The sequence below is a fragment of the Litorilinea aerophila genome (assembly GCF_006569185.2).
GTDB classification, from domain to species: Bacteria; Chloroflexota; Anaerolineae; order Caldilineales; family Caldilineaceae; genus Litorilinea; species Litorilinea aerophila.
Map to the genome: position 1 here is coordinate 191672 of NZ_VIGC02000002.1, position 25378 is coordinate 217049.

Annotated in this window: 21 protein-coding genes; 15 read left to right on the forward strand and 6 right to left on the reverse strand. The window is 66.0% G+C overall.

The genetic code is table 11. The annotated features are described in order from the left end of the window. Positions 1–13: 13 nt before the first annotated feature. Positions 14–2929: an insulinase family protein gene (locus FKZ61_RS02045; RefSeq protein WP_141608402.1), complete on the forward strand. Its 2916-nt coding sequence runs from the start codon at positions 14–16 to the stop codon at positions 2927–2929. Positions 2930–3169: 240 nt separating this feature from the next. Then, positions 3170–4990 carry an ATP-dependent zinc metalloprotease FtsH gene (ftsH, locus tag FKZ61_RS02050; protein ID WP_141608403.1) on the forward strand — a complete coding sequence of 607 codons (1821 nt, stop codon included), beginning with the start codon at positions 3170–3172 and terminating at the stop codon, positions 4988–4990. Between the two features lie 177 nt (positions 4991–5167). Here ftsH and FKZ61_RS02055 read toward each other — a convergent pair whose 3' ends face one another. From FKZ61_RS02055 to FKZ61_RS02065, 3 genes are all read right to left on the reverse strand, one after another. Beyond that, positions 5168–7393: a DNA translocase FtsK gene (locus FKZ61_RS02055; protein WP_141608404.1), complete on the reverse strand. Its 2226-nt coding sequence runs from the start codon at positions 7391–7393 to the stop codon at positions 5168–5170. Between the two features lie 110 nt (positions 7394–7503). Next, positions 7504–9522 (reverse strand): histidine kinase N-terminal 7TM domain-containing protein, encoded by a 2019-nt coding sequence (locus FKZ61_RS02060; RefSeq protein WP_141608405.1) that lies wholly within the window; start codon positions 9520–9522, stop codon positions 7504–7506. Beyond that, positions 9510–10319 (reverse strand): hypothetical protein, encoded by an 810-nt coding sequence (locus tag FKZ61_RS02065; protein ID WP_141608406.1) that lies wholly within the window; start codon positions 10317–10319, stop codon positions 9510–9512. Before FKZ61_RS02065 ends, FKZ61_RS02060 begins: the two co-directional genes overlap by 13 nt. A gap of 416 nt (positions 10320–10735) precedes the next feature. On the opposite strand from FKZ61_RS02065, the gene FKZ61_RS02070 reads away from it, so the two are divergent. The 8 genes from FKZ61_RS02070 (at position 10736) to pgm (ending at position 16834) form a co-directional block, all read left to right on the forward strand. Next, positions 10736–10981 (forward strand): hypothetical protein, encoded by a 246-nt coding sequence (locus FKZ61_RS02070; RefSeq protein WP_141608407.1) that lies wholly within the window; start codon positions 10736–10738, stop codon positions 10979–10981. Continuing rightward, positions 10978–11316 carry a type II toxin-antitoxin system PemK/MazF family toxin gene (locus tag FKZ61_RS02075; protein WP_141608408.1) on the forward strand — a complete coding sequence of 113 codons (339 nt, stop codon included), beginning with the start codon at positions 10978–10980 and terminating at the stop codon, positions 11314–11316. Before FKZ61_RS02070 ends, FKZ61_RS02075 begins: the two co-directional genes overlap by 4 nt. Positions 11317–11590: 274 nt before the next feature. Further along, positions 11591–11845, forward strand: a complete 255-nt coding sequence (locus FKZ61_RS02080) for an AbrB/MazE/SpoVT family DNA-binding domain-containing protein (RefSeq protein WP_141608409.1) — start codon at positions 11591–11593, stop codon at positions 11843–11845. Between the two features lies 1 nt (position 11846). Further along, positions 11847–12278 (forward strand): PIN domain-containing protein, encoded by a 432-nt coding sequence (locus FKZ61_RS02085; protein WP_170199099.1) that lies wholly within the window; start codon positions 11847–11849, stop codon positions 12276–12278. An 85-nt stretch (positions 12279–12363) separates the two neighbouring features. Further along, entirely contained in the window at positions 12364–12957 is a 594-nt protein-coding gene (locus tag FKZ61_RS02090; protein WP_141608411.1) for a fasciclin domain-containing protein, read from the forward strand. 143 nt (positions 12958–13100) lie between these two features. Then, positions 13101–13961: a hypothetical protein gene (locus FKZ61_RS02095; RefSeq protein ID WP_211358368.1), complete on the forward strand. Its 861-nt coding sequence runs from the start codon at positions 13101–13103 to the stop codon at positions 13959–13961. An 18-nt stretch (positions 13962–13979) separates the two neighbouring features. Next, positions 13980–15098: a mandelate racemase/muconate lactonizing enzyme family protein gene (locus FKZ61_RS02100; RefSeq protein ID WP_141608412.1), complete on the forward strand. Its 1119-nt coding sequence runs from the start codon at positions 13980–13982 to the stop codon at positions 15096–15098. 83 nt (positions 15099–15181) lie between these two features. Beyond that, positions 15182–16834 carry a phosphoglucomutase (alpha-D-glucose-1,6-bisphosphate-dependent) gene (gene pgm / locus FKZ61_RS02105; protein WP_141608413.1) on the forward strand — a complete coding sequence of 551 codons (1653 nt, stop codon included), beginning with the start codon at positions 15182–15184 and terminating at the stop codon, positions 16832–16834. A 114-nt stretch (positions 16835–16948) separates the two neighbouring features. On the opposite strand, the gene FKZ61_RS02110 is transcribed toward pgm, so the two are convergent. Genes FKZ61_RS02110 through FKZ61_RS02120 form a run of 3 tightly spaced genes read right to left on the reverse strand, consistent with a single transcriptional unit; the run spans position 16949 to position 20013 of the window. After that, positions 16949–17941, reverse strand: coding sequence for a C-terminal binding protein (locus FKZ61_RS02110; protein WP_211358369.1), 993 nt, complete (start codon positions 17939–17941; stop codon positions 16949–16951). 26 nt (positions 17942–17967) lie between these two features. Further along, positions 17968–18954, reverse strand: coding sequence for a diacylglycerol/lipid kinase family protein (locus tag FKZ61_RS02115; protein WP_141608414.1), 987 nt, complete (start codon positions 18952–18954; stop codon positions 17968–17970). A 54-nt stretch (positions 18955–19008) separates the two neighbouring features. Further along, positions 19009–20013: a YhdH/YhfP family quinone oxidoreductase gene (locus FKZ61_RS02120; RefSeq protein WP_141608415.1), complete on the reverse strand. Its 1005-nt coding sequence runs from the start codon at positions 20011–20013 to the stop codon at positions 19009–19011. 200 nt (positions 20014–20213) lie between these two features. Here FKZ61_RS02120 and FKZ61_RS02125 point away from each other — a divergent pair, with 200 nt between their 5' ends. The 5 genes from FKZ61_RS02125 (at position 20214) to FKZ61_RS02145 (ending at position 25348) form a co-directional block, all read left to right on the forward strand. Beyond that, positions 20214–21170 (forward strand): ABC transporter ATP-binding protein, encoded by a 957-nt coding sequence (locus tag FKZ61_RS02125; protein WP_141608416.1) that lies wholly within the window; start codon positions 20214–20216, stop codon positions 21168–21170. A gap of 24 nt (positions 21171–21194) precedes the next feature. Beyond that, positions 21195–22124: an ABC transporter permease gene (locus FKZ61_RS02130; RefSeq protein ID WP_211358370.1), complete on the forward strand. Its 930-nt coding sequence runs from the start codon at positions 21195–21197 to the stop codon at positions 22122–22124. Positions 22125–22220: 96 nt separating this feature from the next. Then, positions 22221–23546, forward strand: a complete 1326-nt coding sequence (locus FKZ61_RS02135) for a hypothetical protein (RefSeq protein ID WP_141608417.1) — start codon at positions 22221–22223, stop codon at positions 23544–23546. Between the two features lie 9 nt (positions 23547–23555). Beyond that, positions 23556–24566: a glycosyltransferase family 2 protein gene (locus FKZ61_RS02140; RefSeq protein WP_141608418.1), complete on the forward strand. Its 1011-nt coding sequence runs from the start codon at positions 23556–23558 to the stop codon at positions 24564–24566. Beyond that, positions 24563–25348 carry a glycosyltransferase family 2 protein gene (locus FKZ61_RS02145; RefSeq protein ID WP_170199100.1) on the forward strand — a complete coding sequence of 262 codons (786 nt, stop codon included), beginning with the start codon at positions 24563–24565 and terminating at the stop codon, positions 25346–25348. Before FKZ61_RS02140 ends, FKZ61_RS02145 begins: the two co-directional genes overlap by 4 nt. The last annotated feature ends 30 nt before the right edge of the window (positions 25349–25378 follow it).

Sequence of the window (25378 nt, forward strand, 5' to 3'; positions counted from 1 at the left end):
CCCAGGAGGTCTCATGACTTGGAACAGCCAGTTCGAGCTGCTGCGGGATGAATACATTGATGAGCTCAGGACCCGCGCCCGCCTCTTCCGACACCGGCCCACGGGCGCGCAACTCCTGTCCCTGGAAAACGACGACGAAAACAAGGTCTTCGGTATCACCTTCCGCACGCCGCCTGCGGACTCCACCGGGATTGCCCACATCCTGGAGCATGCCGTGTTGGGCGGCTCCGAGAAGTACCCGCTCAAGGAGCCGTTTGTCCAACTGCTGAAGGGCTCCCTGAAGACCTTCCTGAACGCCATGACCTACCCGGACCGGACCGTCTACCCGGTGGCCAGCCAGAATCTCCAGGACTTCTACAACCTGGTGGACGTCTACCTGGATGCGGTCTTCCACCCCTTGATCACGCCCTACCACCTGCAACAGGAGGGCTGGCACTACGAGCTGGAGAGCCTGGATGCGCCCCTGACCTACAAGGGCGTGGTCTTCAACGAGATGAAAGGGGCCTACTCCTCGCCGGACAGCCTGCTCTACCGCTACAGCCAGCAGTCCCTCTTTCCGGATACCCCCTACGGGCGGGATTCCGGCGGCGATCCCCGGGTGATTCCGGAGTTGACCTACCAGGCCTTCCGGGAGTTCCACCGTCGCTACTATCACCCGTCCAACGCCTTCATCTACTTCTACGGCGACGACGATCCGGAAGCCCGCCTGCGCATCATCGGCGAGGCCCTCCAGGGGTATGGGCGGGCCGAGGTCCAGGCGGAGGTGCCCCTGCAGCCTCCCTTCCCAGGCCCCCGGCGGCTGGTCCAGCCCTTTGGCGTGGCCGCGGAAGAGCAGGCGCCCAAGGGGCTGGTACAGCTCAACTGGCTCCTGCCGGAAAACACCGACCCCACCCTGACCATGGGGCTGAGCGTCCTCTCCTATGCCCTGGTGAGCACCCAGGCATCGCCCCTGCGCAAGGCCCTGATCGACTCGGGCCTGGGCGAAGATGTCACCGGCGGCGGGCTCAGCACGACCCTGCGCCAGATGACCTTCCGCGTGGGCATGCGGGGCGTGGATCCTGCCAACATGGACAAGGTGGAGGCCCTCATCCTGGACACCCTCCAGCAGTTGGCCCGGGATGGCTTCGAGGAAGAGATGGTGGAGGCGGCCTACAACTCCATCGAGTTCAGCCTGCGGGAGAATAACACCGGCGCCTACCCCCGGGGTCTGAGCCTGATGATGCGGGCCCACAGCACCTGGCTCTACGGCGGCGATCCGCTGGCCACCCTGGCCTTTGAACGCCCGCTCCGGGCGGTGCGCCAGGCGTTGGACAGCGATCCCGAGTACCTGCAGCGGCTGCTACGCACCTACCTGGTGGAAAACGCCCACCGCACCACCGTGATTTTGCAGCCCGACCCCGAGCTGAACCGGCGGCTGGAAGAGGAAGAGCGGGCCCGGCTGGCCGCCATCCGCCAGCAGATGAGCCAGCAGGAGCTGGAAGCGGTGATGGAAAATGCCCGGGAGCTGAAGCGCCGCCAGGAGACGCCCGACGATCCCGAGGCCCTGGCCAGGCTGCCCACCCTCACCCTGGCCGACCTGGATCCAAAGATCAAGACCATCCCGCTGGCCCAGAGCGAGGTCCACGGCCGGCCGCTCCTCTTCCACGATCTCTTCACCAACGGCATCCTCTACCTGAGCGTGGGCTTCGACCTCCATGGGCTGCCCCAGGAACTGTTGCCCTATGCCAAGCTCTTCGGCCAGGCCCTGGTGGAGATGGGGACCCACCGGGAGGATTTCGTCAAACTTTCCCAGCGCATCGACCGCACCACCGGCGGCATCAGCCCTGGCCTGTTCCTCTCGGCCCAGCGGGAACGGCCCGGCAGCCAGGCCTGGCTCTTCCTCCACGGCAAGGCCGTGGTGGACCGGGTGCCGGAGATGCTGGCCATCTTCCACGACGTACTCACCGACGTCCGGCTGGACAACCAGGAGCGGTTCCGCCAGATCGTGCTCAAGGACAAGGCCCGGATGGAGTCGGCCCTGATCCCGTCCGGCCACAGCGTGGTCTACGGGCGGCTCCAGGCCGGCTTCAACGAAGCCGCCTGGATCAGCGAACAGATGGGCGGCATCAGCCACCTGTTTTTCCTGCGGGAGCTGGCCACCGCGGTGGATCAGGACTGGCCGTCGGTGCTGGAAAAGCTGGAAGAAGTGCGCCGGCTGCTGGTCAACCGCAACCTGGCGCTGGTCAACGTCACCCTGGACGCCGACAACTGGAGCCGACTGGAGTCGCACCTGGCCGAATTCCTGGCGGGCCTGCCGGCCGCCGCGCCTACCTTCGCCCGCTGGTCTGCCGACCTCCCCGCAGGAGACGAGGGCCTGGCCATTCCGGCTCAGGTGAACTACGTGGGTAAAGGAGCGGATCTCTACCGGCTGGGATACCGGCTCCACGGCTCGATCCTGGCCATCACCAATTTCCTGCGCACGGTCTACCTGTGGGATCGGGTCCGGGTTCAGGGCGGGGCCTATGGCGGATTCTGCCGCTTCGGCCAGCAGTCCGGTGTCTTCGGCTTCCTCTCCTACCGGGATCCCAACCTGTTGAACACCCTGGACGTCTACGACCAGGCAGCCACCTTCCTGCGGGAGCTGGCCCTGAGCCCGGATGAGCTGACCCGCAGCATCATCGGCGCCATCGGCGCGCTGGATGCCTACCAGCTTCCCGACGCCAAGGGGTACACCTCCATGGTCCGCTACCTGGTGGGCGAGACAGACGAACACCGGCAGCAGATCCGGAATGAGCTGCTTTCCACCCGGCCGGTCCATTTCCGGGAGTTCGCCGACGTGTTGGCCCAGGTGAGCGCCCAGGGCCGGGTGGTGGTGATGGGGGCCCGGGAAGCCCTGGAGCAGGCCAACAGCGCACGGGGCAACCGGCTACAGGTGCAGAAGGTCTTGTAGGGACAGGTCCCCGTGCCCACCCGAAGCGGGCCGCCACGGGGCAGTCCCTACAGCACCCTCGCGCCCCGTTTGCAAATTGGCCTCAATCTGGAGCACACCCTGGATGATGGCTTACTGGTCAGGCAGGCGTGGAATCTGGTATACTGAGCGGCAGCGAAGCGGCTCCCCTCTTCCCGACAACGAAGCCATGTGGCAGCCGGGGAGGATTCCAGGGGAGCCGGGATTCAACAGGAGGTGTACGTGAACACAAACTGGAGCCGCAACGCATTTGTCTATCTGCTGATTCTGGTGGCAGGTGCAGCGCTCTTTTTCAATATTTATCGCCCTGATGAAGCGCCGCAACAGATCAGCCTGAGCCAGCTGGCCAACGCCATCGAAAACGGCCGGGTGCAATCGGTGGTGGTGCGGAGCGAGGAAGTCCAGGTCATCATGAGCCAGGACCGCCCCCCCCTGGTCACCCGCCGGGAACCGGGCGTCCCCCTGACCAAGACGCTGGTCGGCCTGGGCGTCAGCCCGGAAAAGCTGGCCCAGGTCAAGATCCAGTACGAGGCGCCGGGCAACACCAGCAACTGGCTGGCCTTGCTCATCAACCTGTTGCCCCTTATCTTCATTGCCGGTCTCTTCTTCATCCTGTTCCGGCAGACCCAGGGCAGCAACAACCAGGCCCTCTCCTTCGGCAAGAGCCGAGCCCGTCTCTTCACCGGGGACAAGCCCACCGTCACCTTTGACGACGTGGCCGGCTCCGACGAGGCCAAGGAAGAGCTGCGGGAGGTGGTGGAGTTCCTCAAGGAACCCCAGAAGTTTGCCGCGCTGGGCGCACGCATCCCCAAGGGCGTGCTCCTGGTGGGGCCGCCCGGCACCGGCAAAACCCTCATGGCCAAGGCGGTCTCCGGCGAGGCCGGCGTGCCCTTCTTCAGCATCTCTGGCTCCGAGTTCGTGGAGATGTTCGTGGGTGTGGGCGCCAGCCGGGTTCGGGACCTCTTCGAACAGGCCAAACGCAACAGCCCCTGCATCATCTTCATCGACGAGATCGACGCGGTGGGCCGCTACCGGGGCACTGGCCTGGGCGGCTCCCACGACGAACGGGAGCAGACCCTCAACCAGATCCTGGTGGAGATGGACGGCTTCGGCACCGACACCAACGTCATCCTCATCGCCGCCACCAACCGGCCCGACATCCTGGACCCGGCCCTGCTGCGGCCTGGCCGCTTCGACCGCCGGGTGACCATGGATCGGCCGGACCTGAAGGGCCGGCGGGCCATCCTGGACGTCCACGTGCGGGGCAAGCCCATCGCACCCGATGTGGACCTGGATGCGGTGGCCCGGCAGACGCCCGGCTTTGTGGGCGCGGACCTGGAGAACGTGGTCAACGAGGCGGCCATCCTGGCGGCTCGCCGCAACAAGCGGGCCATCGGCATGGCCGAGCTGCAGGAGGCCGTGGAACGGATCGGCATGGGCGGCCCGGAACGGCGCAGCCGCCTCATGTCGCCCCGAGAGAAAGAGGTGGTGGCCTACCATGAAGCCGGCCACGCCCTGGTAGCCCGCCTCTGCGAACACTCGGACCCCATCCAGAAGATCACCATCGTGCCCCGAGGCGGCGCGGGCGGCTACGTCTGGCGGGTCTCGGAGCAGGATCGGGTCCTGGTCAGCCGCTCCTACTTCCTGGACAACATCGCAGTGGCCCTGGGGGGACGGGTGGCGGAGGAGCTGATCTTTGGGGATATCTCCAACGGGGCCAGCATGGACATCCAGCAGCTCACCACGGCGGCCCGGGCCATGGTGACCAAGTACGGCATGAGTGAAGTCATGGGGCCGCTTCAGTTTGGCCAGCAGGATGAGCTGGTCTTCCTGGGGCGGGAGCTGGCCGAACAGCGGGATTACAGCGAGGAGGTGGCGGAACAGATCGACGCCGAAGTCCGGCGCATTGTGGACGAGGCCTACGCCCGGGTCCACAACATGATCTCCAGCCACCTGGACAAGCTCCACGCCATCGCCCGGGCGCTGCTGGAGCGGGAGACCCTGGACCGCCAGGAGTTCGAAGCCGTCTTCCAGGCCGCGTGAGGGGAAATGAAAGATTAAAGATAAAGATTGAAGATTGGGGCTGGTGTGAAGGCCTGGTTTGCCCCGCAAAAACGCAGAGGACACAGCGATGTTCCGGGGAAAATCCTGTGTCCTCTGCGGTGTTTTTGTTCAAGGTCTCAAAACTGGTTAACACCCCCAATCTTCAATCTTTAATCTTCAACCTTCAACCTCACCTTCCTCGTCCTCTTCTTCCTTGAGCAACACTTCCCGGCCCTGGCCGCCTCCCAAATCCGGGCCGACGATGCCCCGGGCCTCCAGCTCCTCCATCAGTCGGGCGGCCTTGGGGTAGCCCACCCGCAGCTTGCGCTGTAACAGGCTCGTACTACAGCTGGACATGCCCCGCAGGACGTCGATGGCATCCTGGATCAGCTCATCTTCGTCGTCGAGCTGATCCAGCAGGCTGTTCCAGGGGGGAACGGCGGCAGGGCTTGTGTCGCCGGCCTCGGCCTTCCAGAACGCCACCACCCGGGCAATCTCCTCGTCCGAGACGAAGCAGCCCTGACAGCGAAGGAGCTTGGCGAGATCAGGGCGCATGAGGAGCATGTCTCCCCGGCCCAGCAGCCGCTCCGCGCCCGGCGTATCCAGGATCACCCGGCTGTCCACCTGGCTGGAGACGGCAAAGGCGATGCGGGAGGGGAAGTTGGCCTTGATCAGGCCGGTCACCACGTCGGTACTGGGGCGCTGGGTGGCCAGGATCAGGTGGATGCCTGTGGCCCGGGCCATCTGGGCCAGACGACAGATCTGGCGCTCAATGTCCTCGCCCGCGGTCATCATCAGGTCGGCCAACTCGTCGATGATGAGCACGATGTAGGGCATGGGTTCCAGCCCGGCCTGTCGCTTGCGGCCCCGGGCCAGCTTGTTGTAGGCGTCGATGTTGCGCACGCCCAGCTCCCGGAAGAGCCGGTAGCGGTCGTCCATCTGCAGCAGCAGCCAGGTGAGCGCCCCCATGACGTGGTCCACGTCGGTAATCACGTTGCCGATCAGGTGGGGGATGCCGTTGTAACCGGGCAACTCCACCATCTTGGGATCTACCATCACAAACCGCAACGTCTCCGGGCCGTGCTGCATGAGCAGGCTGGTGATGATGGTGTTGATGCAGACCGACTTGCCCGCGCCGGTGGCGCCGGCAATCAGGAGGTGGGGCGCCCGGGCCAGGTCCATGACCACTGGCGCGCCCGCGGTGTCCCGGCCCAGACCCACGAGCAACGCGCCGCTCTGTCGCCGCATGGCCTCACTCTCCAGGATGCCCCGCAGGCCGACCATGGTCTTCTCGGGATTGGGCACCTCGATGCCCACGTAGGGGCGGCCCGGCACTGGCGCTTCAATGCGCACGGCCGGGGCGGCCAGGGCCAGGGCCAGATCGTCGGCCAGGTTCACAATGCGGTTGACCCGGACCTTGCGGCGCTTGCCCGAGCGTTCCACGTAGAGGGGCTCGACCCCAAACTGGGTCACCGTGGGGCCGCTCTCCATGTGGACCACCTTCACCGGCACGTTGAAGTCGTGGAGGGTCTGTTCGATTAGCTGCCCCAGGAGGTGGACGTCCCCACTCTGGAAGGTGCCTGAATCGGGCGTCAGCAGATCCAGGGAAGGCAACCGGGAGTTCTCGGGGCGTACCGGACGCTGGGCTCTGGCTCCCTTTTCTCGCCCTTTGCGGGTAGGTTTCGACGCTTCCCTGGCCTGGGCGGGGGAGGAGGCCCTGGCTCGCCGGGGGGCAGGAGTCGCCGCGGGCGGCTCCTCATCCACGGGCGGCACGAAGTTTTCCGTGGCCGGCAGGGGCGCCCGCCATTCCGCTTCCGGCTCCTCCAGCTCTTCGGGCGGCGGGAACCAGGCGCTCAGGCGCTGGCCGACGGCCCTGGCCAGGGGCGGGAGGTAATGGGCCAGCAGCGCGGCCACGTAGAGCAAGGGGGTGTAGCGCCAGAGCAAGACCAGCCCCACCAGCCCCACCAGGCAGATGAACACAAAGGCAGGCCACTGCCCCAGGGTCGCCACCAGAATGCCGCCCAGGGCCCACCCCACCAGGCCCCCATTGGTGCCGTCCGCGCGCAGGGACCAGTCAAAGGTGGCGTGATGCCAGGCGAAGGTGCCGCTCTGCAGGGCCAGCAGGGTGAGCTCCGCGCCCAGGATGGCCTCCACGCTCCAGTAGCCCAGCCGCCCCCGGGACATGAGCACGCCGCCGGTGAGCAGCAGGGCCAGCGCCCACAGGGGCGCAGTCCACCCCACCATCTTCTCGGCCCAGGAAGGGGTATCTCCCCCCAGCGTAAAGAGCACCAGGGCACCGGCTACGAAGAGCACCAGGCCCACGAACTCAGCCCGCAGGTACTCCCGAAGCTCCTGGACGAGATCGGTCATCTGGGTGGATGCGGATACGGTGGTCTTGGCCATGGTCAGATTCTACCTGTGCCGTCACGGACTTCTGCCGTCGTATTTTCTGCCGTCGTATTTCGCCAGGCTATCAGGATGCATGGTACGTGGTGCGTCAACCCGTCCACGCACTACGCTTTACGCTCGCCGGCCTCTTCCAGCACCTGGCTGCGGCTGTTGCGCTCCAGGGCGTTGTCCTGCTCCATTTCGGTCAGGACTCGAGCCACCTGGCCGATGGCCACCCGCTGCTTGCGGTAGAGGTCGCTCTCGCTGATGGCCAGCCGGTCGGCGATCTCCCGCACCTTCCGTCCCTGGATGAAGCGCATCTCCAGGATGTTGTAGAGCAGCCACTCGGGTGCGCTCAGGTTGGGCTTCCCCTCGGGCCTCAGCTTCTCGATGGCGGTCCCCAAGACCAGGCGCAGGGCCTTGGTGGGGTTGCCGTCGGCCTGCTCCAGCGCGGCCCCCACCACCCGCAGATGGACCAGGGGGCTGCGGGTCAGCTTGGGGCCGCCCCAGTAGTGGCTGAGGGCATCCTTGACCCACGCCTCAAACTCCGGGCTGTGGATGGGGCTGGGGTTCAGCAGCGCCTGGGCGGGCGGCTCCGCGCTGTCCACCGTCTGGTAGGGGATCAGCCCCCGCAACTCCTGGATGCGCTCGATGTCCGGGATGATGCGGCGCAGGGCGACGAAGACGCCCTGCTGCAGCTTGCGGTCCAGCAAAGCCCGGGCCACCCGCTGGATCATACGCTCCAGCACCGCGAGCTCGTCCTGGCTCAGCAGGGGCGTCTCGGTCCGGGCCTTCACCCCCAGCATGCCCAAGACAGGAGGCACCGGGGCGCGGCTGCCGTTGTCCTGGGCCGGCTCCAAAAGGGGCCAGAGCCAGAAGCCGGCGTGGGAGATGGGGTAGAGGCCCTGGGACTGCTTCAAAGCCCGGTTCAGGGCATCACTCCAGTCGCTCACGGCCAGCACCTGCTGCCGGGTATCGGGCGGCCCCACCACCACCTCCAGGATCAAGTCTGGCCCCACTACAGAGGCCACGAAGCCCGAGGGCACCCGCAACAGCTCGCACAGGGCCACCAGGCTGTTTTCCAGAAACTGGCGCAGGTCGCTGGTGGTGAGCAGGCGGCGGTCCAGTTCCCGCAACCAGGCAATTTCATCCCGGTCCTCACGATAGATGACGTAATCCACCAGGGTTTTGGTTACGCTCAATATGAGCTGGCTGAGCACAATGACCCCGGTGATGACGCTGAACAGGACCAGATCCCGGGGCAACCCCAGGATGCGCTCCACCGTGGGCACCGTCTGGATGGCCAGGATGACCAGGATGGCCACCACCGGTCCCCGGGTGAAGAAGCGCAGCAGCCGGTAGCGCACCACCCGGTCCGGCGTGAGGACGCCGAAGTAGGCCACCGTGTAGCTCATCAGCACCAGCATGATCCCCACGGCGCTGTTTACGGCCAGAGAAAGGAGCAAGATCGGGATGCCGGAACCGGGCGCGCCGATGAAGGGGCTCAGGCCGACCAGGTAGGGGAAGATGCCCACGCCCGGCGCCAGGAACGCACCCAGCAGGTAGGTCATCCGCTGGCGGCTGCTGTCGGTGAGGCAGCGCTGGCGGGCCTTCCAGATATTGCCCAGGGAGAGGCTGACGGCCAGTACGAAAAAGAGGGCGAAGAGGCCGAAGTAGGGCCCGGCCTCCAGGTAGCTGATGGGAGGGTAGTAGCGCACTTCGCCCACCAGCTGCCGGCCAAAGAGGGCGCTGGCCGCGCTGAGCAGGGAAATGGTGAAAATCATCCAGAGCACCCGGCGCCGCCGGGCCACCGGGTAGTTGGTGGTGCGCAGGACAGCCAGGGAGAAGGCGTAATAGGCCACCGGCAACAGGGCGATGCCCAGCCACTGGAAGCGGAGCCAGCGCGCGGCCGAGTCGGCCGAGATGACCCGATCCAGCGCCACGTCGCTGGCGTAGACCAGCATGACGCAGGCCAGGAGCAGGGCAAAGCGCCGGGCGACCGCGTCCCGAAAATTGTATGTGAGGGTGTAGGCCAACAGGGAAAAGCTCAGGATAGTCAGGACCGACGACAGGGCAACGTTGGCGAAGGTCAGCAGGTGGCCCAGACTGAACATGGCGTCCGACATGGCGTTTAACTCACCCATTCCACTTCTTCATCCACCACAATCCACATTTTGCGGCGCTTGCGCAACACCAGCCGAAAACCGCCCCCCACGGTAGGCGTACGCCGGATGTGAATCCGGAGTTCCGCATCCTGCAAGGTGTGAAAGTCGATGGGCTCCATCTCGATGATGGGGCCTTCGGCGGGCGGCGCCGGCTCGTCGGGCATCAACCACAGGGTTTCCCCTTCGAACCCCAGGTCGCCCTCCACCTCGGCCGGATGGCAGCGGATGCGCAGCTGGGCCGGCTTGCCGTCCGGATTGGGTTCCAGATAGCGCAACTGCCCCAATTTGTGGATGAGCACCGTCCGCCGGATGCGGATGGTGTCGGGCTCCTGGGGATCCGCGCTGCGGTAGTAGCGGGCCAGGGCATAGGTGGGGCCAAAGGCGTTCTGTTGGCTGAGGAGCCGCAACAGCTCCTCCCGCACGGCGCTCCAGCGGTAGCGCCACTCCTTGGTCCGGATCTGATCGCCATACTCCAGCAGCTCCAGGGTCGCCTCGGCGCCCAGCCGGCTGATGATGGAGAGGGGCGACATCCGGGTGGGGTCCTGCTTGAGCCGGGCCAGCAGGATCTCCGGCGTGGACTCGATTTCATCGGTCGCCAGAAAGGAGCGCCGGGTGCTTAGCGTAAAAAAGATGCCCAGGACGATGGCCGCCGCCAACAGCCCGATCAGGGTCCAGGCCACCGGGTCCATCGCGGCCAGGATGCGGGATAATGAAGGAAATTGGTCCAATTCCCAGCGCTGCAGGAGCTGCTGGACGAGCTCAAAAAGATCAGGCATGGCGTACAGATCACCACCGCTGCGACTTTTGGTATATTGATGCCGGCCGCACGTCAGGCCGCGCGGTGAATTGTACCATAGCCCCGCGCGGCCCGCCCAGGAGTAGGGGCGGGGGGGGGTATAGTTCAAGATCGTCGGGGTTCTCCCATCGGACGCCGCTGTAGGGGCGCTGCTTGCTGCGCCCGCCTATGCCGGACAGGGCTTGCCCTGTCCCTACATCCTGCATCGACGATTCTGAACTATACCCGGGCGGGGGGCGGGAGGAAAATGACAGGGTGCGTCCCATTTTGGGGGGAACCGGTGGCAGCGCCCAGGGTGTGGCCCCCGCGGCCCCAAAATGTGGTACGCACCCAAAATGACACAACATATTGACACACCCTAGATATGTGTGCATAATAAACACAAGGAGGTGTGTCATGAATATGTACCGTGCTCAAATCATCCTGGAAAAAAAGCAGCATGAGTTGCTGTCTCGTATCGCTCGGGAGGAGGGCAAATCCATCTCTGAGACGGTACGCGATCTGCTCGAGCTGGCCCTCCGGGAGCGCCGACGCCACCAGATGGAGCTGGCAGCCCAGGCTCTGCTCGAGGACTATCACAGCGACCCCGAGCTGACCGCCTTCACCGCGCTGGACGGTGAGGATGTGCAGGAGGCGGCATGAAGCGCGGCGAGGTCTGGCTGGTCAACCTCGACCCAACCGTCGGGGCGGAAATCCGCAAGACCCGGCCGGCGGTTCTCGTCTCCAGCGACATGGTGGGCATCTTGCCCTTGCGGGTGATTGTACCCATCACCGAGTGGAAAGACCGCTACGGCATGGCCCCCTGGATGGTGCGCATCGAACCCACACCCGCCAACGGATTGGCCAAGACTTCCGTGGCCGACTGCTTTCAGATACGCTCCATTTCCACCGGCAGACTGGTACGAAAAGTCGGACAGGTCGCTGCCGAGGAGATGGATCGGATCGTGGAGGGCATCAAACTGGTGATTGAGGCATAGGCAGCCGCTCACCCCTGGGACTCTCCGACGGGTGCGTTCCAAATTTTTGGGAAAGCGGGCGCAGCACGTTACGTCCACCGGGGGACCGACACCGGGGACCCTGGCGCCCCCGAGGCCGTAGGTCCCGTTTCCATACGGGACCGCATCCGTGCGGTATGGAAACCGCACCTACTGGCCAACAATCTGGGACGCATCCCTCTCCGACCAAACTGCTTGACAATTTCCGTTCATCTGCTATGCTGAATTTCAGAATTGCAGATGAACGGAGGCGAACATGTCTGTCTATCCAATCCAGGTGACAAAGCGTGGTGTGATTACGTTGCCGGCTGCAGTCCGCAAGGACAACCAGATCCGGGAAGGCCAAATGATGACTTTGGTGGACCTGGATGGAGTTTTCATTCTGATGCCAAGAGAACTCCAAACTGATCGCCTGGCGAACCGTCTGGCCCAGGCGTGGCAAGAGCAGGGTTTAGACCTTGAAACAATGCTGAAAACACTGCGCGAGGTCCGGAGTGAGTCCACCCCCTAACGTGTTTTTAGACACCAGCGTGATCTTTGCCGCAATTCTTTCTCCCCAAGGAGGAGCCAGGATGGTGTTTCGTTTGGGGGAGAGCGGCCTGGTGCACTTGTGGATCGGGAGGCAAGTTTTGCGGGAATGTGAAGCCGTAGTGCAGCGGAAAGCTGCCCCTACCCTGCCCGACCTTGCTTTGCTGTTGCACACGGCCGGCGTTCAAGTAGGTCCGGAAGCTGGCGCAAATCATCTGGAAGATGCAAAGCGGCTGGTCGCGTATCTGCCGGATGCCCTCGTCCTGGCAGAAGCCCTCGAAACCCAGCCGGACTGGTTTCTTACCCATGATCACCAACACTTCTTGAAGCTTTCAAACGAAGAAGTATCGTTTCAGATTGGAACCCCCGGTGACTTTTTGACCTGGTTTCGAGAGAGGACGATCCAGGGAGACTGACACTTCGATTTTCAGGCGTATCTCCACCGGTGGCCGTGAGGAATGTCCTGCGGCCCGATCACCCCCGGGAGAAGGGAAGCACTGCATGCACACACTGATCCGCTTGACGCTGTTCACCCTGTTGGCGCTGGCCCTGACGGCCTGCCGTCCCACGCCAACCCCCACGCCGAGCCCGGTCCCACCCACAGCCACGGCGACGCCAGAGCCCACCGCGACGCCCGTGCCCCCCACGGCGACGCCAGAACCGGTCGTGATGGATCTGGTGGATACCCTCCAGGCCCGGGGAAATTTCTCCATCCTCCTCCAGATCATCCAGCAGACCGACCTGGTGGAAAAGCTGAAGAGTGAAGGTCCCTTCACCCTCTTCGCCCCCGATGACGCAGCCTTTGCTGCGCTGCCCGAGGGAACCCTGGCATCCTGGCAGGCCGATCCCACTGGCCCCCTGACCGACGTCCTCCTCTATCACCTGGTCGCCGGCCAGCTTTCCAGCGCCGACCTGGCCGGGGCTGAAAGTTTGACCACCATCCTGGGCGATCCGCTGCCGGTTTCTGCCCAGGGCGAAGTTCTGCAGGTGGGCAACGCCCAGGTGGTCCAGCCCGACGTACCGGCCACCAATGGCGTGATCCACCAGGTGGACGCCGTTCTCCTGCCCCCGAGCCTGGAGAGTGGAGCCCCATAAAAGTGCCGCCGACATCGGCGCAGATGGTGATCTTACGAAGTGGTACGCATGATTCCGTAGGTCCGGTTTCCATAGCAGACCGGCGATCTTAAAACAAACCCACCAAGATGGTGACAGATAGTATCCGGAGATTGACCCAGGCTATGGCCGATTTCACCCTTTCCTTCAATGAGATTGCGCCCGGCGTCGGCGTGGGCACCCCGGCGCCGGGCGGCTGGCAGCCCATTCACCAGCGCCCCCTCCTGATCCTGGTGGGCCTCACCGGCGTGGGCAAGAGTACCACCCTGGCCTACCTGATGGACGGGGAGCCCGGCTGGGCGCTGCTGCCGGACCGCCGCACCCTGACCGACCGCCTGATCATCGCCGCCATGCAGGCAGCCGCGGGCGAGCCGGTGGAGCCGGTCCGGGATCGGATCCGCCGCTTCCAGTACACCCGCCGCTATCGAGAGCTGTACCCGGGCGGCATGGCCCATGCCCTGGCCCAACTCTGGATCGACCCGGGGCAGTTGCCGGGGCCGCTCCTGTTTGACGGCCTGCGGGGCGACAACGAAGTGGCCTTCGCCGCCGGCGCGCTGCCCCAGGCCCACTTCGCCATGCTGGACGCCCCCGATGTCATCCGGGTGCAGCGGCTCCTGGGCCGCAACGACGCCTTCGACCAGGTGCATCTGGAGGGCGGGAACGTCGACAGCACCGCCACCACACGCCTGGCGGACCTGGGCATCCAGGGCGCGGAAGCGCTCTTCACCCCGGGCGAAGCAGAACGCCTTCTCCGGCTTGTCCACAGCGGCGCAGTGCCCCTGGATGAGCTGCGGGCCCGGGTCAAGATCGTGGCCGAGGAGCGCCAAAACTACGATCCCGACGCCACCCGCGCCGCGCTCTTGCGGGAGGCCGGCAGCCGGAGCCTGGTGATCGACACCGTGGCCCATGGTCCAGCGGAAGTGGCCCGCCAGATCCTGGCCTGGTTCCCCTGCACCCCGGCGCAGCAACCCGCCTCCCCTGCATGAGCCCGAAGGATGGATGCCATGCCGCCTACACCGACCATCCAACAGATCGACACCACCGTCTTCCGCCTGCCCATGGCGGGGACTTTGCGTTGGGGCAAGAGCAGCGCCCTGGATGAAGTCCGCCACGTGCTGGTCCAGGTGACCCTGAGCGACGGCAGCGTGGGCGTGGCCGAAGCGCCGCCCCGCCCCACCATCTACGGCGAGACCGCCCAGAGCATCACCGGCATCATCCGCCACGAGCTGGCGCCCCGGCTCCTGGGCCTGCCCGTGGTCGCGGAGGAGGGGCCCGTGCTGCCGAAGGTCCAGGCCCGGCTCCGCCAGATCCCTTTCAACTATGCGGCCAAAGGCGCGCTGGACATGGCCATCCACGATGCCCTGGCCCGACACCGGGGCATCAGCCTGGCCGAACATCTGGGCGCCGGCGCCTCCCGCATCAAGGTCAGCTACATTCTGGGCATCGGCGACCGGGAGACGGTCCTGGCCGAGGCCGTGCGGGTGGTGGAAGCGGGCGTCCGGGTGTTGAAGGTGAAGGTGGGCCGGGACTGGGAAGAAGACCTGGCCCGCATCACCGAGCTGCAGGCCATCCTGGGCGACGGCGTCTCCCTCTATGCCGACGCCAACGAGTGCCTGGAGGCCGAAGAAGCACCCCGCCGTCTTCGCCAGCTGGCCGAGATGGGCCTGCTCTACTGTGAAGAGCCCCTGCCCGTGGAGCTGGTCCGGGAGCGGGCAGCGTTGCGGGCCGGTGGGCACCTGCCCCTCATCGCCGACGACAGCGCCTTCAGCCTGCGGGATCTGCGCCGGGAACTGGCCCTGGACACCTTCGACATCCTCAACATCAAGACGGCACGGACAGGCTACAGCGAGTCCCACCAGATGCTGGCGCTGGCCCTGCAGGCCGGCAAGGGCGTCATGGTGGGCTCCCAGGCCAGCGCCGGCCTGGGGACAGCCCGGGCCGGACTCTTCGCGGCCAGATCGGGCATCGAGCACCCCTCGGAGCTGAGCTTTTTCCTCAAACTCCGGGAGGACATCATCGACCGGCCCCTGTGCCTCCAAGATGGCTATATCGACGTGGCCACCCTGGCATCCGTCCAGGTGGATCCGGACCGTCTGCGCGCCGCAGCCGTGACGGAGCCCTGAAAGCTGCACCCATCGGTCGTCCACCCAACCGGGGCATCATCTGTCGCCCAGGCCGACACTCTGTTCAACAGGAGGAAGCCACCATGTCCATTCACCAGCTAGCCGGAAAGCCAGCCCCGCGGGAACTGCTGATCAACATCCCCCGCCTGGTCGCGGCCTACTACGTCCAGCACCCGGACCCGGCCGACCCGGGCCAGCGGGTGACCTTTGGCACGTCGGGCCATCGGGGGACGTCGGCAGAGAACAGCTTCAACGACGACCACATCGCGGCCATCTGCCAGGCCATTGTGGAGCACCGCCGCAGCCGCGAGATCCAGGGGCCCCTCTACCTGGGCATGGACACCCACGCCCTGTCCGAGCCGGCCTGGATCACCGCGGTGGAGGTCTTTGCCGCCAACGAGGTGGAGCTGGTCGTCGACCAGGCCCGGGGCTACACCCCTACGCCGGTGATCTCCCACGCCATCCTCACCCACAACCGCCGGCAGGGCGCAGCCCAGGCCGATGGGGTGGTGATCACCCCTTCCCACAACCCACCGGAAGACGGCGGCTTCAAATACAACCCGCCGGAAGGCGGCCCTGCGGATACGGCCACCACCCGGGCCATCCAGCAGCGGGCCAACGAAATCCTGGCCGATGGCCTGCGGGAAGTGCGCCGCCTGCCCTTCTCCCGGGCCATGGCCGCTTCCACCACCCACCGCCACGACTACATCACCCCCTACGTGGCCGACCTGGATCAGATCATCGACATGGAGGCCATCGCCCAGGCCGGACTCAAGATCGGCGTGGATCCCATGGGGGGCGCCGGCCTGGCCTACTGGGATCCCATCGCCGAACGCTACGGCCTCCAGATCGAGGTGGTGAACCGGGCCGTGGACCCCACCTTTTCCTTCATGACCGTGGACTGGGACGGCAAGATCCGCATGGACTGCTCGTCTCCCTACGCCATGGCCAGCCTCATCCAGCTCAAGGATCGCTTCGACATCGCCTTCGGCAACGACCCGGACTACGACCGCCACGGCATCGTCACCCCCAGCGTCGGCCTGATGAACCCCAACCACTACCTGGCCGTGGCCATCTGGTACCTCTTCCAGAACCGACCCCAGTGGCCGGCCGAGGCCGCGGTGGGCAAGACCCTGGTCTCCAGCTCCATGATCGACCGGGTGGCCCAGCATCTGGGCCGGCGGCTGGCCGAGGTACCGGTGGGCTTCAAGTGGTTCGTGGATGGCCTGCTGGATGGGAGCTACGGCTTCGGCGGCGAGGAGAGCGCAGGCGCCTCCTTCCTGCGCAAGGATGGCACGGTGTGGACCACCGACAAGGACGGTTTCATCATGGACCTGCTGGCGGCGGAAATCACCGCGCGCACGGGCCGGGACCCGGGCCAGCACTACCAGGCGCTGGAGGAGCAGTTCGGCAGCCCGGTCTATGAGCGGCTGGACGCCCCGGCCACGCCGGCCCAGAAGCAAGCCCTGGCCAACCTCACCCCGGAGATGGTGACCGCCACCCACCTGGCCGGCGATCCCATCGTTGCCCGGCTCACCCACGCGCCGGGCAATGGCGCGCCCATCGGCGGCCTGAAGGTGGTGACCGAGAACGGCTGGTTTGCTGCCCGTCCCTCAGGCACCGAGGACATCTACAAGATCTACGTGGAGAGTTTCAAAGGCCCAGAGCACCTGGAGCAGCTCAAGGCCGAGGCTCAGGAGATCGTCCAGAGCGCCTTCCGGGCTGCCGGGCTGTAGTAAATCCCGGCAGAGAGTCGCCGATGATCGTTTCCACCAGAGGGAGCGCGCCCAGAGGGCACCCGGAATTTCTGCCGTGGTATTTACGCCAGTCTGCAGCAGGCCTCATCCCCCCTACCAGAGGCGGCAGTTGGGCTGTTCCAGCACCGCGGGGTTGACCACATGGGCCGGCCGCTCGCCGCGCAGGGCCTGGGCCACGTGCACCGCGGCCCGGCGCTCCAAGTCCTGGATGGCGGCCTCGGAGTAGAAGGCGGCATGGGGCGAGATGATGACGTTGTCCAGGGAGAGGAGGGGATGGTCTGGCGGAGGCGGCTCCTGGCTCAGCACGTCCAGGGCGGCCCCTGCGATCCAGCCCTCGGTCAGGGCCCGGTAGAGGGCGGCTTCATCCACCACGGCGCCCCGGGCGGTGTTGATCAGGTAGGCCGAGGGCTTCATACGACGCAACGCCCGCTCATCGATGAGGTGCCGGGTCTCCGGCGTGAGGGGGACGTGGAGGGAGACATAGTCCGCCCGGCTCAGGAGTTCATCCAGGTCGTTGGTGGCCTGGCCCCACGGCGCCAGGGCGTCGGCGGGCAGCCGGGGCGCGTAGGCCAGGATCTCCAGGCCGAAGCTCCGGGCCTTGGGCACCACAGCCTGGGCGATGTGGCCGTAGCCCACCAGCCCCAGCACCTGACCCCGCAGCCGGGGCATGGGCCGGCCGGCCTGCAGATCCCAGATGCCGGCCCGGGTGGCCCGGGCAAAGGGGACGATCCGCCGCGCGCAGGCCAGCAGCAGGGCCATGGTGTGGTCGGAGACTTCGTCCAGGCAGAAATCCGGCACGTTGGTCACCACGATCCCCAGTCGCGTGGCGTGGTCCACCGGGATGTTGTCCAGGCCGATGCCGTAGCGGCTGACCACGCGACAGCGGGGTGCGGCGTCCAGGACCGCCGGGGGAATAGGCCGCCAGCAGGTGAGGATGGCATCCGCCTGGGGCGCCAGGCGCAGCAGTTCGGCGTCGTCGCCCTGGGCGGCCACCAGGAGCGCTGCATCCACCTGGGCCAGGATTTCCCGCTCGATGGCCAGGGAAGGCCAGGCGTAGTCCGTCACCAGTACCTGATATCGGGGCATGATCTTCACTTCCTGGGTGATGCAGTTCAGGATACCTGTTGGGAGAGGGCCAGGGGCGTGCCCGGCTGCTGAAACAGATCCGCCGGCGCGCAGTCCGGCACCAGCAGGCGCAGCGCCCGGGGCAGGAGGGTGCAGGCGAAGGGCGTATCGCCCACCGGCTCGCCATCCAGGTGAAAGGGCGTGGACGGTTCGGTCTTCACGGCCACATAGCGCCCCCGAAAGACCTGGACGTTGGGATCGTCCCGGTGGCTTTCAAAGCCGATCTCCACGGTGTAGCGCAGGATGGTGGGCCAGCGCTTGCCTCGAAAGAGCCAGACCTCAAAGAGGCCGTCATCCAGGAGGGCGCCGTCATTCAGGCGCAGCTCGCCGCCAGCAAACATGCGACAGTTGCTCACGTTCACCAGCAGGAAATCCCCTTCGACCACCTGGTCATCCACCACCACCGTGGCCCGCAGCCCCTGGAAGCTGGGCAGGAAAAAGAGGGCCTTGGCCGCATAGCCCGCCGCGCCCAGCCGCTTGAACCAACGGGGGCGGGGCTCCACCCGTTTCACCACGAAGCCATCCACGCCGGTGCTGGCCCAGAGCAGCCAGTAGCGGCCGTTGTCGCACTTCCCCAGGTCCACCTGCTGGATCCGCCCCTGGACCAGGTGTTGGGAGACATCCACGAACCAGTTGGGCTGGAACAGGTTGGGGCGGGGCAGGCCCAGCTCCTTGGCAAAGGAATTGGTGGTGCCCACAGGCAGGGGTGCCAGCACCGTCTGGGTACCGGCCAGGCCATTGGCCACTTCGTTGAGGGTGCCATCTCCGCCCGCAGCCAATACCAGGCCATGGCCGGCCTCCGCGGCATCCCGGGCCAGGGTGGTGGCATGGCCCGGCCTATCGGTGGCCTGGAGCCGGACCTCCCAGCCCCGCTCCTGCCAGAAGGTGGCGACGCGCTGGACCACGTCGCCCCAGTCCCAAAAACCGGCGTAGGGGTTGTAGATCAGCGTGGCACGATTGGCGAGATGAGGCATGGGCGTCCCTGTCTCCGGTGAAGCACGAATCGTCCAGGAGAGCCTGGCACAAACTTACTGGCCCAAATTGACCAGCACCCGTCCCACCTGCTGCCCGGCCAGGATCCGGTCGATGTGGCCACTGAGCGCCTGGAGGCTGCACTCGGTGACCATGTGCTCCAGCTGAGGCAGCTTCCAGCGGGTGGCCAGCTTCTGCCAGATGTGGCGACGCACCTGGATGGGGCAGTTGCCGGCGTCGATACCCAGCAGGGCGACCCCGCGCAGAATGAACGGGTAGACCGTCAGGTGGAGTTCCGGCGAGGCGGCATTGCCGCAGCAGGTCACACAGCCCTGGGGGCGAGTGGCCCGGATGGCCGTGGCGAGGATGTTCCCGCCGACCGTGTCCACCACGCCGGCCCACCGCCCCTTGAGCAACGGCCGGCCGCTGGCATCGTCCACCTCCTGACGGTGAATGATCGCGGCGGCGCCCAACGCCTGCAGATAGGAGGCCTGGTCCGGCTTGCCAGTGGCTGCGACCACGGTGTAGCCCTCCAACGCCAGCAGCGCGACCGCCACACTGCCCACACCGCCCGTGGCGCCGGTGACCAGGATCTCCCCCTGGCCGGGCTCGATGCCATAGTCCATGAGGCGCTCCACACACATGGCCGCGGTAAAGCCCGCAGTGCCATAGATCATGCTTTCCCGCAGGGAGAGATCGGCCGGCCGGTGGACGGCCCAATCCGCGGGCACCCGGATGAACTGGCCAAAGCCGCCGGGCGTGTCCATCCCCAGGTCGTAGCCGATCACGATCACTTCGTCGCCCGCCTGAAAGGCCGGCGACTGGCTCTCTTCCACCACGCCGGCGGCGTCGATGCCCGGCGTGTGGGGATAGTGGCGGGTCACGCCCCGATGGCCGCTGGCCGAGAGGGCGTCCTTGTAGTTCAGCGACGAGTAGTGCACCCGGATCAACAGCTCGCCGGGGGGGAGCTCCTCGATGCGCCGTTCCTCCACCTGGCGGGTGAAGGTGCCGGGTTCAACTTCCCGGACCACCAATGCTTGAAAGGATGAATGTCTGTCCATGGCTGCTGGGATAGGAGCGCCAGTCCGGCGCCACCTGCAACTTTCTTGTCGGTTTTCCGTAATCCGAGAGAGGGTGGTTACCGGGCAACAGTGTATCATTGCCTATCCCTTGTTGCCAATTGCCCCTTTTTCCGCTCGGGTTGACCGGCTTCAGCCCCTTGTGCCAGAATAGTCGGAATGAAAAGAAACAGGAAGGAACCATGACCCTTTACCTGGCTGCCCACCACGTCCAAAAACGCTACGGCCGTCACGTGGCCCTCCAGGACGCCTCCCTGACCATGCACCAGGGGGAGGTGTTGGCCCTGCTGGGTCCCAACGGCGCAGGCAAGACGACCTTCATCAAAATCCTGGCCACCCTGCTGACCAAGGACGCCGGGGACGTTCAGATCCTGGGTCACGACCTGGACCGGGAGCCGGAGGCCATCCGCCATCTGCTGGGCTACGTGGGACAGGACACGGAGCGCTCTGCCTACGCCCGGCTGACCGTGGCCGAGAACCTGCGCTTTTTCGGCCGGCTGCGGGGGCTCAGCCGGGCCCAGATCGAACAGCGCATCGAAAAGCTGGCCCACGACTTCGACTTCACCGCCAACCTGGACAAGCTCTTCGTGACCCTCTCCGGCGGCCAGAAGCAGACGGTGGTCATCATGCGGGCCCTGCTCCATGACCCGCCCCTGGTCTATCTGGATGAGCCCACCAAGGGGCTGGACCCCATCATCGCCCGGAAGATCCGGACCTTCCTGTGCCGGCTGGTCCGAGAAGAGGGCAAGTCCCTGCTGCTCACCTCCCACATCCTCTCCGAGGTGGATGAGATGGCCGACCGGGTGGCCCTGATCCAGGGAGGGCGCATCCCCATTGTGGGGCATCCGGACGAGCTCAAGGCGGCCATCGGCGCCACCGAGTTCGTGGAGGTAGAAAAGGCCGCCCTGCCCCCAGCCATCGTGGACAAAATCCTGGGGCTGGAGCCGGTGCTCCTCTGCCTGGAGCGCAACCACGGCTGGCTGGCCTTTGGTGTCAGCGACATCATGACCGGCGCGGAAGCCATCATCCGGGTGCTGCGGGAGGAGGGAGTGGTGGCCGGGTTCCGCCATCACAGCGCCACCCTGGAGGATGCCTTCATCTACCACATCGGGGAGCTCGACGAACGTTTTGAGCGGTGAAACCAGCACTCAGGAGAAACCAGCATGATGGATCCATCCCTGTCGTCCACCCAAGTACAAGGCCGGACGGTGGCCGTGGCCACGCCCCCACAGGCGGCGCGCTGGCCAACGGCCGGCAACATCCGCAGCCTTTCCCGCCCAGTCCCGGCCTGGCAGATTACCCTGGCCACGGTGATCAAGGGGCTCCAGGTGGCGCGGCGCTATCTGCCCAACCTGGTCGGCAGCTTCGTGCAACTGGCCCTGCGGGTTCTGTTCTTTCTGCTCATCGCCAATTCCGTGGCCTACCGGGTGCCCGGCGAGGCGGATGGCCTGGCAGGCCGGGAACTGTTTCTTTTCTTCCAGGGCGCGCTGCTGCTGTTGGTCTTCAACGGCGCCACCCTCTGGGCGCCCATCCACTCGGTGACGTCAGACCTGTACAACGGCACGCTGGAATACCTCTACAGCAGCCCCGGCTCTCGATACGCCTACTACGTGGGCACGGTCATCACAGAAGTGATCATTAACGGCATCCTCTTCTTTCCGTTTTATCTGTTCCTGGTCTTCTACGCCCAGGCCAGCCTGGTCAACATGGTGTTGATCCTGGTGGTCTGCGTCACCGTGTTGATCGCGCTGACGGCCATGGGCATCCTGATCGCGCTGCTGGCCCTGCTGTGGCGCCAGGTGGGCTCCATCGCCCAGGTGCTGGGGATCCTCTTTGAGTTCCTGGCCGGGGCCTATCTGCCCGTCTCCACCTTTCCGCCGGCCCTCCAGTACCTGGCCTACCTGTTGCCCTATACCTGGGGCTATGACCTGATCCGCTACTACACCTTCAACGGCCAGTGGACGACCCTGCGGCCGGTCTGGCAGGAGTGGCTGATCATCGGCGTCTACGCGGTGGTCTACACCCTCCTCTCCCGGCTGTTGCTGCGGCGGGCTGAAGTTCAGGCCAAACAGATGGGCCTGCACATCATTTGATGCTGCATATCATTTGATTTCACGTGATTTGATTTCGTGTGATTTCGTGCCTGCCCATGCTTTGCGGATATGGGCTGATGGGTTAGACTCTGCACCATGACCACGAATGCATCCTTTTCACTGCCTCGTTCTCTGGCGTTGGTTCTCCTGCTGGCGTGGCTGTTGGTACTCCTGGGTGGCTGTGGCCAGCTGGACCTGAGCATGGGGCCGCTGCTCTACGACGTCCGGGTGGCGCCCGACTTCATTACCCCCAATGCCGACGGCAACCAGGACGTCACCGAAATTCGCTACAGCCTGCGCCGCTCGGCCACGGTGAGCATCTACTTCGAAAACGAAGCCGGCCAGCGCTTCTACTTTCGCCAGGAACGGCGCCGTTCCCCGGGCGACTACAGCGTCCAGTGGGGCGGCGTGGTGGATGAGCCCCGCACGGTGGAAACCGACTACGGCACCCAGGAGATCCTGAGCCAGGTCCTGCCCGATGGCCGGTACCGCTGGGTCATCCAGGCCGTGGAAGATAACGGGCAACAGGCCACGGTGACCGGAGAGATCACCCTCCAGGATGCGGACACCCGGCTGCCCGAGCTCCACAACTTCGCCGTGGTGCCCCAGGTCTTCACCCCCAACCAGGACGGCATCGACGACCGGGTGAGCATCAGCTACTACCTGACCAAGGACGTGGAATCGGTCCTGGTCTACCTGGTGGACCCGGCGGAGCCGGACATTCGCTACTTCCTGGCCGAAAGCCCCAGCGTGGCCAAACCCACCGAGCAGGGCTATCACAGCTACGACTACGACGGCGGCGTGGACCTGAACGCGGAGCCCCCGCCGGATGGCGTCTACCAGGTGGTGGGCGAAGCCCGGGACCGGGCCGGGAACGCGGTGCGGGTCATCAGCCAGCTCACCATCCGAGAGGGCGGCAAACCCCGGGCCGATGTGGCCCAAGGCGAGATCGACTGGGTGGGGGAGATGAACCGCCAGGTGAGCATCCCCCTGGGCGAGAGGCTCTGCTTCCGGGCAGTGGTCCGCAACGAAGGGGTGGTGCCCATCCGCACCACAGGGCCCCAGCCCGGCCAGGAGTACCGGTTCAGCGAGAACTACAACACCCTGGCCGCCCAGGGCCACAAGGAGTGGTACAAACAGGCCGGCGCCTGGCGCTTCGGCATCAACTTCGAGACATCGGGCACCGATTTTCCCTTTCGCTGGGCCATCGGCCGGCCCGAAGATCTGGAACGGCGGGTGATCGACGGCCAGGAACAGTGGTATCTCCTGCCTGGCCAGGCCGGCGAGGTGAGCGGCTGCATCATCATGGATGAGCCGCCTCCCCTGGCCGCCACCCTCTGGTGGGGCGGCCTGATCCACGAAGATGTGGCGGTGGTCAACAACTACATCGACCGCATCTGGGTGGAAGTGGGCGTCCCCTGAGCGAAAACCATGCACATTGGGGTCATCCTGGTCAACTACAATACCCGGGAACTGCTGCGCCGCAGCCTGGCCAGTGTCTTTGCCTCCGCGGCGGCGGGCGGGTTGCCGTCGCCCCAGGTGGTGGTGGTGGACAACGCCAGCCAGGACGGCAGCGCCGCCATGGTGGCGGAATGCTTCCCCCAGGTGCGGCTGGTGGCCTCGCCCCAGAACCTGGGCTACACCCGGGGAAACAACCTGGGGTTGCGGCTCCTGGGCTTTGACATCCCCACAGAAGCCCCACTCCCGCCGACGCCGGCATCCACGCCGCCCCCGGACGCGGTGCTGCTGCTAAACCCCGATGCCGAGCTGGTGGAGGACGCCCTGGGCCAGCTGGCCGGGTTCCTCCAGCACACCCCCGACGCCGGTGCCTGTGGCGCCCACCTCCGCTACGGCGACGGCCGTTTTCAGCACGGCGCTTTTCGTTTCCCTTCCCTGGCCCAGGTGGCCCTGGACTTCTTCCCGTTGACCGGCCTGCCGGGAGCCCATCGCCTGCACCACAGCCGGCTCAATGGCCGCTATCCGGCGCGCCTCTGGCAGGGCCGGGCGCCTTTTCCGGTGGACTTCGTCCTGGGGGCCGCGTGGATGGTGCGGGGGGAAGCCCTTCGCACGGTGGGCGGCCTGGACGAAGGCTACTTCATGTACTGCGAGGAGATGGACTGGTGCCTGCGCCTGGCCCAGGCCGGCTGGCGCACCTACGCAGTGCCCACCGCGCGGGTCATCCACCACGAGGGGCAGAGCAGCCGCCAGGTGCGCTGGCACGCGTACGAGCAGCTCTGGCGTAGCCGTCTGCGCTTCTACCGGAAGCACCGGCAGCACTACCCGCCGGGCCATCTGGCCGCCGTATGGACGTTGGTGCGGCTGGGGCTCTGGTGGCGGCGACGCCAGATCCTGGGCGCGTTTGCCGCCGGCGAGCTGGACGGCAGCCAGACGGCGGCGGCCCTCTCTGCCTTCACCCACATTGTCAGGATGGGACAGCCATGACCGCAGAACTGGTTGCCGTCATCTTGACCCGGGACGAAGCCCGGCACATCGAGGCCTGCATCGCCAGCCTGGTGGACTGGGTGGATGCGGTGGTGGTGTGGGATTCGGGAAGCCAGGATGAAACCTGCGCCCTGGCCCGCCGGGCCGGCGCGCTGGTGGTCCAGCGCCCGTTCGACAACTACGCGGCCCAGCGACAGGCCGCGCTGGATACCATCGCGGCGCGCTGGATCTTGTTCGTGGATGCGGACGAGCGGGCCACGCCAGAGCTGGCCCGGGAGGTGCGGGCCCAGGTGCGGGCCGGCCGCGCGGACGGCTACTGGATTCCCCGGCGCAATTTCATCGTGGGGCGGGAGATGCGGGCGGGCGGCTTCTACCCGGACTACCAGCTGCGACTGTTGAAGCGGGGAGCGGCCCGCTACGTGGCCGAACGGGAAGTCCACGAGGTGGTGGAGCTCCTGGGAACGGAAGGGTACCTGCGCTCCCCCCTGATCCACCACAACTACCAGGACTGGGGGCAGTTTCACCGCAAGCAGCGTTTCTACGCCCGCTACGAAGCCCGCATCCTGGCCGCCCGGGGCATCCGCCCCCGCCCCCACAATTTCATCCTGCAGCCCCTGCGGGAGTTCCGCCGGCGCTTTCTCAGCCTGGGGGGCTGGCGGGACGGCCGCCATGGCCTGCGGCTGGCCCTGCTGCTGGCCTGGTACTACGGCTTCCTACCCTACTGGATCCTGCTGCGCGGATTAGAGCAGACCGGCCAGGGAGGCCGCCCCGGTTCAACTTGACGGAAACCAGGCCGTCGTCTATGATCCACC